Origin of the sequence: Paenibacillus sp. MMO-177 (assembly GCF_037147795.1) — a bacterium.
In the GTDB taxonomy this organism is placed as follows: Bacteria; Bacillota; Bacilli; order Paenibacillales; family Paenibacillaceae; genus Pristimantibacillus.
In genome coordinates this window covers 1-222 of sequence record NZ_JBBCUR010000057.1, presented here as the reverse complement: position 1 = coordinate 222, position 222 = coordinate 1, and the positions used below count along the sequence as shown (strand labels likewise).

Below are 222 nucleotides of genomic sequence, written 5' to 3'. Positions count from 1 at the left end.
CTCATCCCCGAATTTTTCAACATTCGTGGGTTCGGGCCTCCAGTGCGTGTTACCGCACCTTCACCCTGGACAGGGGTAGATCACACGGTTTCGGGTCTACGACCACGTACTTATTCGCCCTATTCAGACTCGCTTTCGCTGCGGCTCCGTCTTCCCGACTTAACCTTGCACGTGAACGTAACTCGCCGGTTCATTCTACAAAAGGCACGCCATCACCCTTTT

At 54.1% G+C, this 222-nt stretch carries 1 rRNA gene; it reads right to left on the bottom strand.

What is annotated here, in order from left to right:
* Positions 1-222, bottom strand: a 23S ribosomal RNA gene (locus WFK81_RS31050); the annotation flags it as partial.